The organism is Candidatus Solincola tengchongensis, assembly GCF_015711935.1.
Lineage (GTDB): Bacteria > Actinomycetota > Geothermincolia > Geothermincolales > RBG-13-55-18 > Solincola_A > Solincola_A tengchongensis.
Genome location: NZ_JACVJJ010000096.1, coordinates 45355 through 54978, shown reverse-complemented (window position 1 = coordinate 54978; position 9624 = coordinate 45355). Strand labels below are relative to the sequence as shown.

Below are 9624 nucleotides of genomic sequence, written 5' to 3'. Positions count from 1 at the left end.
AGGCCCCCTCCTGCCCGGGGTTCTGCAGGCAGAGCCACTCCTCGAACCCCTCCCGCGTGCACCCCTCGGCGAAGTACCAGTCCTGCCGCGGGGAATCGGCGCCCAGGACGCAGTGGCCTCCGGACCAGCGCCCGCCGTAGAGGAAGTACATGGGGCGCTCGGCCACGATGGGGGAGGAGGCGTGGACGTGCACGGAGAGGTCCCTCCCCGGGCCCAGGAGGTGGTTGACGTTCAGGGTGGTGCGGGAGTGGGGCGGGAGGTCCACCTGCAGGGGGACCACCTCCCCCTCCCCGGTGTGGAAGGTGAGGGCGCAGGAGGCCCCCTCCTGCCCGGGGTTCTGCAGGCAGAGCCACTCCTCGAACCCCTCCCGCGTGCACCCCTCGGCGAAGTACCAGTCCTGCCGCGGGGAATCGGCGCCCAGGACGCAGTGGCCTCCGGACCACTCCAGCCCCTCGCTCAGATCCCAGCGGTGCACGGACATGCGCGCCGGGTCCAGGGTGACGTCGTGCCCCCCGGCGGCGAGGACGCCGGCCGTGGACTCCAGCATGATGCGGAAGGCGTTGTAGGGGTAACCGGTGTTGCGGGTCCCATCATGGTAGGGGTTGGTGTTCTCGGTATAGGGCGTGTCCGGGTCGTGCCTCCCGTACCCGCTCACCGGGTAGAGGACGTGCTTGGCGGCGTACCAGTCCAGGGCCACGGGGTCGGTGCCCGCCAGGAGTATGTTCGTGCGCACCGCCTTGGAGTAGGGGGCGTCCGGCCCGTCGGGATGGGCCGGGCTCACCCAGATGGCGTCTATGATGTTCAGGTCGGGGAAGATCACCTGGTTCATTATCCGCCCCATGAAGCCGCGGTAGAGGAGGTCGTAATGCACGTTGCTGGTCATGTGGATGCTGGGGACCCCCATGAAGTTCTTCAGGGCGGCGGTGACCCCGGCCAGGTGGTGGGACTTGAGCACCGGGATGTTGATGAGTTTGACCCTGCTCTTGTCGTACCCGCTCCCGGTCCATATGCCCCGGCGCAGGGAGATGCAGGTCCCCCTCCCGGTGATGAACTTGGGGTAGGAGACGTTGTCCCCCAGGATGACGTACCCCTGCCGGTAGTCGCCGGACTCGAACTCGTACACCGCGTTGTCGGTGAAGGACCACCAGCTGGAGGCCGATACCCGCGAGGGGTCGCCGAAGGAATCCACCACCGCCTGGAAGGACTGGTAGATGTTCTCGGCGTTGTTGTAGCGCTGCGTGTAGTCCGGGCCTCCCTCGCAGTTCTCCACGATGACCACCTCCCCGGTGAAGCCGTCGGGATGCTCGAGTATGGCGGTTATCAGCCCCTTCACCAGGTCGGTGTTGGTCATGCCCCTCTGGTCCCAGGCGGCGTTGACCTTGAGGAGCACGACGTCGTCGCGGGCGATGATGCCGTCGGGGCCGGCCCCCGGGTAGTACTTGTCGCTGCGGTAGAAGCTCAAACCACCCTCCCACATGAGGCGGATGAGGCCCCGCACCCCCGGGTGGTGGGGGTCGGCCTGCGAAGGCACGGGGACGTGGTCCACGACGAAAAGGTGATGCGCGTCGTCGGCATCGGCGGCCTGCCAGCTCTCGGGCACCAGGGCGGCGGCCCGGGAGCGGGCCGCTTCCAGGTCCAGCTCCACGGCCGGAACACCGGCCTCCGTGGCCCCTCTCCAGTCCACCAGCGGAAAGAGCAGCAAAATGGCTATGATTGGTATTATTATCCATTTCCTTCCCGGGAAGCGCGCCCCGAGAGAACGGGCCAGGAAGGCCCCTCCCAGCGAGAGGATCCATCCCGAGTGGACCATGGCCGCTTGCTGGCAGGGATAGCGCAGGCGGGAGGGCTTGCGCCCGCTCCGCAACAGCAGCCAAAGGAGACAGAAAAGGGAGAACAGGGGGTAGACAAGACTGCGCACCCTTCCCCCCGCCCGCCTCAGCGGCCTCATCTGCGGGGGGCGGTTCCCTGCAGCACTCACCTTAGGCTCATTCACCTTCTCCTCCCTCAAAGCCGCTCCCCCTCTCGAGCCTTTTCCTCTCCCCCGCCGTACTTTCCGCATCCGGGCACGCCGGGGGCATCCCGTGTCCGAGGCCGTCAGGGACGGGCCTTGCCGGTCCGCCCGTCCACCCCGCCACAACCCCCGGAGACCCCGACCCACCTTGCCGGTCCTCACCGCCGCCGTCTCCACCTCAAAGGCGCCGGCTCGGCCTCACCGAACCCCACATTTCAAGCCCTACCACCATGCTCCATCCTCTCCAGGGCCTGGCTCGCCGCCTGCCTCACCTCCATATCCCCGTCCCCCAGCAGGTCCCTGAGCCGGGGCACGGCCTCCGAAGCCCCTATCCTGCCCAGTCGGCGGGCGGCTTCCGCTCTCCTGGCTGCAGAGCGTGAGTCGAGCTCCCTCATCCTCATGGCCGTGAAGCCGGCCAGACCGTAGAGCTTCTCCACCTTTTCCTTAAGGGGGCCCTCGGCCTGATCGCCCATCCTCAGGAGCACCTCCTCCAGGGCACCGGGATGGGGATCCCGCAGGAGGTCACGCAGGGCCTCCTCCGGGGATATCCTTGGCAGGGCGGCGTAAAGGATGGTCTCGTAACCGCGCATGATCTCCAGGGTGCGGGCGCGGCGGTATACCTTCACGATGCGCACCAGGAGGTAAATGGAGAAGATGGCCAGAGAGATCACCACGGCCGTCAGGAGGTAAAGAAGGACTTTTCCCACTTTTTTCCATCTCCCGGCTTCCCCGCGGCCCCCGGGCCACGGCTCGACCCCGGATATCCCAGGCGTTACCCGTCGGCTGCAGACGCTCTCGTCAGTCATATTATAAGCTCAGCGGCGACGGAAACCCTTAAACAATCCACGGAGCTTTCAACCCGCCCGGTTTCCGGAAATGTCGTCACGAGGCGGCCCCGGGATGGTCGCACCCGCGGCCTTCCCTCTCCCGGAAAGCGGCACATGCGCCGCGCCGATCGTCACGGACGTGAGGGAACACCCGGAAAAGTCCGGAGGCGGAGGCGACGACGCAGGGAGGGTTGGACAAGCCCCCTCCATCCCCGTATCATTTTCCTGGCCGGAGGCCCGGCCGGCGCGCGAAACCATAGGGTACGCCATTGGGTGAGGTTGAGGAGCAGGACCTTGATCATCGACGCCCACACCCATCTTTTCCCTCCCCGCGCCAGGGAGAGGCCGGCCTCGGTGAGCGAGGAGGAGATCGCCTTTCGCCTCCTCTTCGCCTCCGGAGGCCAACGCATGGTCTCCCCGGAGGAGATGCTCTCCGAGATGGACTCCGAGGGTGTGGATGCCGCCGTTCTCTGCCCTTTCCCCTGGATGACCCTGCGGGCCTGCGCGGAGAACAACGACTATATCCTGGAGGTGGCCTCCTCTCACCCCGGGCGCTTCATCCCCTTCGCCGTGGCCAATCCCAGGTGGGGCCGTCCCGCGGTGGAGGAAGCGCGGCGCTGCCTGGAAGCTGGGGCCAGGGGCATCGGCGAGCTGCACGCGCAACCTCAGGGTTTCGACCTCCTGGACGAGGGGCTCGTCTCCCCCCTCGTGGAACTGGCCGTGGAGTACGGGGTGCCCATCATGGTGCACGTGAACGAACCCGTGGGCCACACCTACCCCGGCAAGGGCCCGGTGACCCCGGAAACCGCTTACCGCCTGGTCAGGACATATCCCGAGGCGGTCTTCATCCTTCCCCACTGGGGGGGCGGCCTACTCTTCTACGAGCTCATGCCCGAGGTGGCCGAGGAGTGCCGCAACGTGTATTACGACACCGCCGCCTCTCCCTTCCTCTACCGTTCCGGGATCTACCGGCTGGCGGCGGAGGCCGCCGGGAGCGGGAAGATACTCTTCGCCACCGACTATCCGCTGCTGCCCTATCGGCGCACCCTCGCCGACGCCCGCAACGGACTGGAAAATACCCCCTTTGCGCAGGAGGTCCTGGGCGGGAACGCCGCCCGCCTCTTCGGCGTCACAAAGGTTTGAGCGGCGGCGTCATCGCCAACGGCGTGGGGCGGAACGCCCTTCTCGGATCCCGGCCACGGAAGCGCCGCCGCCCTTGACCGGCCCGGGAGGGGGAAACAACCTCCCGGGTAAGCGGCCTTGAAGGACATGGATCAGGGGGGAGTGAATAACAAGAATGGACAAGGCGGCCGGGTCGCCCATCCGGAGAAGGAGGGCGTCGTTCCAAGAGGAAGGCCAACGGAGTCGGACAGGAGCCTTTGAGTCGTTCAGGTGGGGTGAAGGAGAGGCGATATGAGGATGCAACGGTTCGCATGGTGGAAATCGACGCTCGCCGGGATGTCCGTGATCCTGCTCCTTCTCGCGGCAACGGTGGGCCTCTACGGCTGCTCTCCGGCCAGGTCGTCGCGGGAGGGTGAGCAGGCCCCGAAACCGAACGAGCCGCCCGTGAACCCCCTGACCGGGGAGGAGGTCTCCTCCTGGGACCTCCTCACCCGACGCCCCCTGGCGGTCAAGGTGGAGAACGACCCCAAGGCCAGGCCACAGAGCGGCATAATCGACGCCGACCTGGTCTATGAGGAGCTGGTCGAGGGCGGGGTGACCCGCTTCATCTGCGTCTATCTTTCCAGGGATTCCCAGGTCATCGGGCCCACGCGCAGCGCCCGCCCTTCGGACATCGACATCACCTTTTACCTGGACCCCCTACTCATCTGCAGCGGAGGGGCCAGCCAGGTCATCTCCATGGTCAAGGCGGCGGGGTTGAGGTACATCTCCGAGGATTCCGTGCACTTCTGGCGGGACCGCACGCGGAAGATACCCCACAACCTGTACACCAGCACCGCCCTTCTCCGCCAGTACCTGACGGAGACCGGCGACACCTACAACAAACTCCCCCAGAGCGGGCTGGTCTTCACCTCGGGAGGCGGCGATTCCGGGGAGGGAGAAGGGGAGGAAGCACAGAGCGCCTCGCAATCTCAAGCGACCTCCATCAACATCCCCTACAAGGCCACTATCTGCGCCGCCTCCTACCAGTACGACGCCTCCACGGATACCTATCTGCGCTCCATAAACGGCGTCCCCCACACCGACCTGACGACGGGAAAACGGGTAGCCCCGCGCAACGTCATCGTGCAGTTCATCACCGTGACCGGAAGCGGCATCTACGACGTGACCGGCGCGGAGACCCCCAACCTGCAGGTCATCGGGAGCGGCAAGTGCCTGGTCTTCACCGGCGGCAAGGTTTACCACGGCACCTGGAAGAAGGCCAACCGCAACTCCCCCACTCGGTTCCTGGACGAGAACGGGAGGGACATCCCCCTCCACCCGGGCCAGACCTGGATCCACCTGGTCACGGAGGACATCGGCGCGGTCTATAAGTGAGTCTCGCGCATCAGTAACCTCCACCCGGGAAAACGCGTTCTTCCCATCCTCCTCATCCGCGGGGTAATACCGCCTTCCCTGCAGCTCCCGGTGCCGCCGGGCGAGGCGGAGGAGACGGGGGAGGTCCGGTGCGAGGAGGCGTCCCGGAAGGCCCGGGGCTATGCGGTGCGCAGCCTCCCGCTCCGCTTGGCGCGGCGGTAATACCGCCCGCCGTGGAGGTTCTGGTACCACCAAGCGAGGCGGATGAGCCAGGGCAGGTCCGGTATCCAGAAACCGTCCGGCGGTTCCTCGGAGGGCTCCACCCTTCCCGGCTGGATGTCGGCGACCGCGACCCCCTCCCCTTCCTCACGGGAGAGACGAGCCAGCACCCGGCCCGTGGCGTCCACGATCATCGTCTCCCCGAGGTAATAGGAGCGGTAGGGGAGGCCGGGCAGGAGGGGCATCCGGGCCTCGAATTCCTGGGCATGGGCGGCGTGGACCACCGGGACGCCCAACATGCGGGCCATGCGCACCGGCGTCTGGCGCATGATCTCCAGGTTGCGCCGGTGGGCCTCCTTCTTGCCCGGCAGGGGGATGGCCCGGTCGGGCACCGTCCACCAGCAGGACCCGCCCACGAGCAGGTCCACCTTGCCGCGCAACCTGTGCACCGTGCGGGTCCGCACCAGCTCCCAGCAGAGGGCCACCCCCACCGGTCCCAGCGGCGTCTGGAGTATTCCCTCGTCTTTCCCTCCCAGGTAATAGCAGTTCTCCCACATGGTGGGCTGGTCCTTGTCGTGGACGGCATAGTCCCCGTCGGGGAAGGCCAGGACGAAGGTGTTGTAGTTATCACCTCCCCGTGAAGCGATGAACGACCCTCCCACATAACCCCCGTTGCGCCGGGCCGCTCCCCGGAGCATCTCCAGGGCGGGCCCCTCGAAGGGAAGCGCGGCCTGGAGCATGTCCGGGTGGAAGGCCACCGCCGAGGTGAAGAACTCCGGGAGGATGACCATCTCGCACCCTCGGGAGAAGGCCTCCTCCACCAGTTTCTCCGCCCGTTCCAGGTTGTGTTCCACGTCCGCCAGCCGGGCGGTCATCTGCACGGCGCCTACCCTCATGACCGTGACCTCCTCTCCCTCCGCCTCTCACCGGAAACCCCGCAGTCCGAAACGCCCTCCAAGAGTGCCCGTCGTTGGAAATCCATGCCGCCCCCGCCGAGACGCGCCGCTTTCCTCTCACTCCTCCCGGCGTCGCGGGGCTTTCATCTCCCGCTCGACAGCCGTCCGAACGGCGCCTACCCTCATGACCGTGACCTCCTCTCCCTCCGCCTCTCACCGGAAACCCCGCAGTCCGAAACGCCCTCCAAGAGTGCCCGTCGTTGGAAATCCATGCCGCCCCCGCCGAGCGGCGGCTCCCCGAGGCTCAGGCAGCCCGCGCTGCGCCCTCATCTCTCCAGAGCGCCGGTGAGGAGGAGCCCGGGAAGCTCGGAAAGGCTCCTTATCACCGGGCAATCCGGGTTCTCCGCCCGGCCGGTGCGGTCTAAAAGGACGGGACGGATGCCCGCCGAACGCGCGCCCAGGACGTCGGCATAGTAATGATCCCCCACATGAACCGCCTCCTCCGGCCGCACGCCAACCCGGTCCAATGCGGCGCGGAAGATGGAGGCCTCCGGCTTTATGCGCCCCAGGTTGGCCGAGCTGATGACGAACTCCAGATAGCGGCTGAGCCCCAGGTGGTGACAGAGCCCGGGGAGGCGAACGTCCCAATTGGAAACTATTCCCATACGGAGCCCCATCTCGTGAAGCCTATGCACAGTGGGCATCACGTCGGGGTAAAGGGCCCACCTGTCTCCCTTCCCGAACTCCTCGTAGAGCTCCCTCCCCAGTTCCCGGGAGGGCTCCACCCCCGCCTCCCGCATGGCCAGGGCGTACATCTCGCTCCACATGGCCGCCGCCTCCTCCTCGGAGGCCCAGAAGGTGTCGTCCTCCCAGTAGCGTTCCTCGTAGTAGAGGTCGGCTTTCTCCAGCCCTCTGCGGATGGCCTCCGGGTCGGCCCGCAGGCCATGGGAACGCAGGACCTCGGCGCATACCTCCTCCACCGAGGGATGGGGCAACAGCAAGGTGTTGCCCGCGTCGAAAAAGACCGCCTTGATCATGGGCCTTCCCTTGGTCGCCGTTTAAAGGCCTCCATTGCGTGCGGCACTCCGCGAGCTGAGGACCGCCCTTATCATGGGCCTCCTTCTGGCCCCCGTGCCGCCTTATGAACTGATTCTAACAGCACGGGCAGTCGATCATCGACGGACGTATCGTCTCGGCCTTTAACTCCTATGCCACCCGGATGCTCTTCGTGTCCCAACCAGATTCTCGTCATGTCTTTCAGGTCGAACACGAAGAGACCACCCCCGTTCCGGCAACCCGTTCCTGGCCTCCTCAGGATGACGGGGTGGTCCAGGAGAACTTCTCAAACCTTGAAGCGTCGGCTCCGACTATAGACATCGGGCCGGTCGAGGGTCTCACCGCCATACTCTATCCGCTTTTCACCCGCAGGTCGGCCACCTCCCGCCGGCGCGCAGCGCCGGTGAGGCGCGCCGCCCCCTATCACTCTCGGCATCTGGATGACCTTACCTCCCGGGTGTACTCCGGCGGAACTCCTCGACGGGTCCCGCATGTCCGTATACCTTCCATTGCATGGCCAAGCCCCTGCGGGTCGCCAGAGCTTCCCGTCAACCATCCTCCATAACGGAGCATATCCCGCCGCCTTCTAGACAAACGACCGTTCCCCGAAGACCGCCGCGGTTCAAGATCGGGCCGGGTGAGGATCGGATAGGCGATGCCGGGTGCGGCAGCCGCCGCGGACCCTTACAATAGACCCATGAGGACGAGGCTTGTCGCCGCCGTGGCCGCGGGAAAGGCGGCCACCGCCCTATCCCGGCGGCTGGGCCTGGGGGCGGGCTCCAACTTCCCGGGCCGGGTGGTCCTGCGCCTGTATCCCCGTGCCCTTGAGGATATGGCCTCACGCCTGGAGAGGGGTTGCGTGCTGGTCACCGGGACCAACGGCAAGACCACCACCTCCAATCTCCTGGCGTCCATGCTCCGCGAGGCCGGCCTGCGCCCGGTGCACAACCGGGTGGGGGCCAACCTCATCACCGGCATCACCGCTGCCCTCGCCCAGTCCTCCGACCTGCGCGGCGAACCGCGAGGCGACATCGGCCTCTTCGAGGTGGACGAGGCCACTCTCCCGGCGGCGGTAAGACGCCTTCGCCCTCGTATGGTAATAGTTACCAATCTCTTCCGGGACCAGCTCGATCGTTACGGGGAGCTGGAAACCCTGGCCGGCAAGATGGACGGGGCCCTGCGGGAGCTGGAGCCCGGGAGCGTCGTCCTCCTCAACGCTGACGACCCCCTTGTTGCCTCCCTGGGAAAGGACTCCCCGGCCTCCATACGCTATTACGGGATAGAATCCGAGGAAGCGGCGGAAAAGGTGCTGCGCCACGCCGCCGATTCCAAGCACTGCCGGGTGTGCGGGGCGCCCCTGGCATTCACGGCTCACTTCTTCGGCCACATGGGAAAATATTCCTGCCCTCGTTGCGGTACCGCCAGGCCCTTCCCCCATTTCTCCGCCACCCGCGTGGAGCTCAGGGGGACGGAGGGCACCTCGGTCACCGTCTCCACCCCCTCCTGGCGGGCCTCCCTCTCCCTCCCCATCCCCGGCCTGTACAACGTTCACAACCTGCTGGCCGCCCTGGGAGGGGCGCTGCTGCTGGGACTGGGGAGGGAGGAGGTAGAGCGCGGGGTGCGGGGATACGTCACCGCCTTCGGGCGGGGCGAACGCATCCCGTTGGAGGGCCGGGACATATTCCTGGTCCTCTCCAAGAACCCCACCGGGTTCAACGAGGTCATCCGCACCGTGCGGGGCGAGGGGAAGGACCTGGTGGTCCTGGCCGCCCTCAACGACCGCATCGCCGACGGCCGGGACGTATCCTGGATCTGGGACGTGGACTTCGAGGAGTTGGCCCCCCTTCCCCGCGTGCTGGTGGCCGCCGGGACGCGGGCCTTCGACATGGCGCTGCGCATGAAATACGCGGGCATGGACGCGGCGCGTATAGAGGTGCGCGGCGACCTGAGGGAGGCCCTGCGGGCGGCCCTCGCCCACGCCCGGGAGGGGGAGACGGTCTATGCCCTCACCACCTACACCGCCACCCTGGAGCTGCGCCGCATCCTGACCCGGATGGGCGCGGCCCCCGGGCTGTGGGAAGGGGGAAGCTCTTGAACATATACGGTGATCGGGGGAACGTCATCGCTCTGGAGCGCC

The 9624-nt window shown here is 66.8% G+C and carries 7 protein-coding genes; 3 read left to right on the top strand and 4 right to left on the bottom strand.

Annotated elements, in window-relative coordinates; all coding sequences use genetic code 11:
- Window positions 1-1948 (bottom strand): DUF362 domain-containing protein (locus H7007_RS09150; protein WP_287154923.1); only part of this gene is annotated, 1948 nt, incomplete at its 3' end.
- A gap of 278 nt (window positions 1949-2226) precedes the next feature.
- The gene (locus H7007_RS13735) at window positions 2227-2718 is read right to left on the bottom strand and encodes a HEAT repeat domain-containing protein (protein WP_287154922.1); all 492 of its coding nucleotides are present in this window, start codon (window positions 2716-2718) and stop codon (window positions 2227-2229) included.
- A 414-nt stretch (window positions 2719-3132) separates the two neighbouring features.
- On the opposite strand from H7007_RS13735, the gene H7007_RS09140 reads away from it, so the two are divergent.
- Both H7007_RS09140 and H7007_RS09135 read left to right on the top strand, forming a co-directional pair.
- Window positions 3133-3981 carry an amidohydrolase family protein gene (locus H7007_RS09140; RefSeq protein ID WP_287154921.1) on the top strand — a complete coding sequence of 283 codons (849 nt, stop codon included), beginning with the start codon at window positions 3133-3135 and terminating at the stop codon, window positions 3979-3981.
- A gap of 270 nt (window positions 3982-4251) precedes the next feature.
- Window positions 4252-5337 carry a DUF3048 domain-containing protein gene (locus H7007_RS09135; protein WP_287154920.1) on the top strand — a complete coding sequence of 362 codons (1086 nt, stop codon included), beginning with the start codon at window positions 4252-4254 and terminating at the stop codon, window positions 5335-5337.
- 158 nt (window positions 5338-5495) lie between these two features.
- Here H7007_RS09135 and H7007_RS09130 read toward each other — a convergent pair whose 3' ends face one another.
- Window positions 5496-6431 (bottom strand): carbon-nitrogen hydrolase family protein, encoded by a 936-nt coding sequence (locus H7007_RS09130; protein ID WP_287154919.1) that lies wholly within the window; start codon window positions 6429-6431, stop codon window positions 5496-5498.
- A 326-nt stretch (window positions 6432-6757) separates the two neighbouring features.
- Window positions 6758-7468: an HAD family hydrolase gene (locus H7007_RS09125; RefSeq protein ID WP_287154918.1), complete on the bottom strand. Its 711-nt coding sequence runs from the start codon at window positions 7466-7468 to the stop codon at window positions 6758-6760.
- A 716-nt stretch (window positions 7469-8184) separates the two neighbouring features.
- On the opposite strand from H7007_RS09125, the gene H7007_RS09120 reads away from it, so the two are divergent.
- Entirely contained in the window at window positions 8185-9582 is a 1398-nt protein-coding gene (locus H7007_RS09120) for a MurT ligase domain-containing protein (RefSeq protein WP_287154917.1), read from the top strand.
- The last annotated feature ends 42 nt before the right edge of the window (window positions 9583-9624 follow it).

Bases quoted from the DNA above. Each gene is read 5' to 3' on its own strand.
- H7007_RS09135 (WP_287154920.1), top strand. From the start codon at position 4,252: ATGAGGATGCAACGGTTCGCATGGTGGAAATCGACGCTCGCCGGGATG.
- H7007_RS09130 (WP_287154919.1), bottom strand. From the start codon at position 6,431: ATGAGGGTAGGCGCCGTGCAGATGACCGCCCGGCTGGCGGACGTGGAA.
- H7007_RS09125 (WP_287154918.1), bottom strand. From the start codon at position 7,468: ATGATCAAGGCGGTCTTTTTCGACGCGGGCAACACCTTGCTGTTGCCC.
- H7007_RS09120 (WP_287154917.1), top strand. From the start codon at position 8,185: ATGAGGACGAGGCTTGTCGCCGCCGTGGCCGCGGGAAAGGCGGCCACC.